Raw genomic sequence first — 1,733 nt, 5'->3', positions numbered from 1 at the left:
TCGTTACTGGCATTTTTAGCGATTATCACATTGATCTTGAAAACTTGGTTAGAAATACGTCAAGACAATGAATATCAATCTAACCAAGATCAACCAAGTCACTAAGGAATGAACACATGAGTATTCAAGTTAAAAATATTGAAAAAAACTTCGGTGCATTCCATGCACTCAAAAATATATCTTTAGACTTTCCTGAAGGTGAATTGGTTGCGTTACTTGGCCCTTCAGGCTGTGGTAAGACGACTCTACTACGCATCATCGCGGGTTTAGAATCTGCTGATCATGGTCAGGTTCTTCTTGAAGGTGAAGATGCGACCAATATTCATGTCCGTGAACGCCAAGTTGGTTTTGTATTTCAGCATTATGCTTTATTTCGCCACATGACTGTGTTTGACAATATCGCTTTTGGTTTACGTGTTCGCCCACGTGCAACACGCCCATCAGAAGCCGAAATTAAAAAACGTGTCACACGCTTACTAGACTTGGTTCAACTGGGTTTCTTAGCTGATCGTTACCCTGCTCAACTTTCAGGTGGACAACGTCAACGTATTGCTATTGCTCGTGCCTTATTAAAAAATGCACCTATTCTGATTTTGGATGAAGCAACCTCTGCTTTAGACAATGAGTCTGAATTTTATATTCAAGAAGCTTTAGAAACGGTGATGAAAAACCGCACAACCTTGGTAATTGCCCATCGTTTATCCACGGTAGAAAAAGCCGATTTGATTGTGGTTTTAGAAGCGGGGCGTGTCATTGAACAAGGCACTCACCAAGAGTTATTGGCTAAAGGAGGCATGTATGCTCAGCTACATAGCCGTCATTTTGCTGATGAAGGTGACTTGCCAACATGAGTCAGGCTTTAGTTAAGGCATGGTATCAGGGGCATTGGGCGTTAACCTTGTTAAAGCCTTTGTCGTTGTTATATCGTGCCATAACCACTGTGCGCCGCTTTGCCTATCAGCAAGGTTATTTAGCCAGTCAGCGTTTTGATTTGCCTGTGATTGTGGTGGGAAATATCACCGCAGGTGGCACAGGAAAAACGCCTCTGACTTTAGCCATTGTCGATTATTTAAAACAGCAAGGCTATCGTCCTGCCATTGTCAGTCGTGGTTATGGCGGACAAACGCAATATCCTGCTCTAGTGACTGAACAAAGTACCGCGCAGCAAGTGGGTGATGAACCCTTATTAATGTTTTTACAAAGTCGAGTGCCTGTTGTTGTTGCCCCAAAACGAGCTGAGGCCGTCGCTTATTTACAAGATAGGCAATTGGCTGATGTGATAGTCTGTGATGATGGTTTGCAGCATTATGCTTTAGCACGAGATATTGAAATTGTCGTGATTGATGGGACGCGCGGCTTGGGTAATGGCAAATTATTGCCAGAAGGGGCCTTACGCGAGCCGCCAAGTCGGTTAAACAGTGTGGATTTAATTGTTGTTAATGGTCAAGGTTACACTCACTCACCAGCTTTTCAGATGAATTTGCAGCCAAGCGCATGGCAATTAGTGGGAAACTTCTTAAATAAAGAATCCCCTCAACCGCCTCAAACGATTCATGCAGTGGCAGGTATTGGTAATCCGGAACGGTTTTTTAAACAGTTAGAGCAGCAAGGGTTTACGGTGATTAGACACGCCTTTGTTGACCATCATCAATTTACGGCTCAAGATTTAGCCTTTGATGATGAATTGGCGATTGTGATGACGGCAAAAGATGCGGTGAAATGTCAAACTTTTG

1 protein-coding gene and 2 pseudogenes are annotated in these 1,733 nt (G+C 43.1%); all 3 read left to right on the top strand.

Annotated features, from left to right (window positions below):
* Positions 1–105, top strand: a pseudogene (cysW, locus tag Q0212_RS03525) (sulfate/thiosulfate ABC transporter permease CysW); the annotation flags it as partial.
* Positions 106–116: 11 nt separating this feature from the next.
* Positions 117–779: pseudogene (locus tag Q0212_RS03520) on the top strand (sulfate/molybdate ABC transporter ATP-binding protein); the annotation flags it as partial.
* Between the two features lie 68 nt (positions 780–847).
* A partial coding sequence (gene lpxK / locus Q0212_RS03515; RefSeq protein WP_297922299.1) for a tetraacyldisaccharide 4'-kinase occupies positions 848–1,733 on the top strand: 886 nt, incomplete at its 3' end.

The sequence above is a fragment of the uncultured Agitococcus sp. genome (assembly GCF_937920075.1).
GTDB lineage: Bacteria > Pseudomonadota > Gammaproteobacteria > Pseudomonadales > Moraxellaceae > Agitococcus.
The sequence above is the reverse complement of the archived record's forward strand: the minus strand, read 5'-3'. Positions and strand labels throughout refer to the sequence as shown.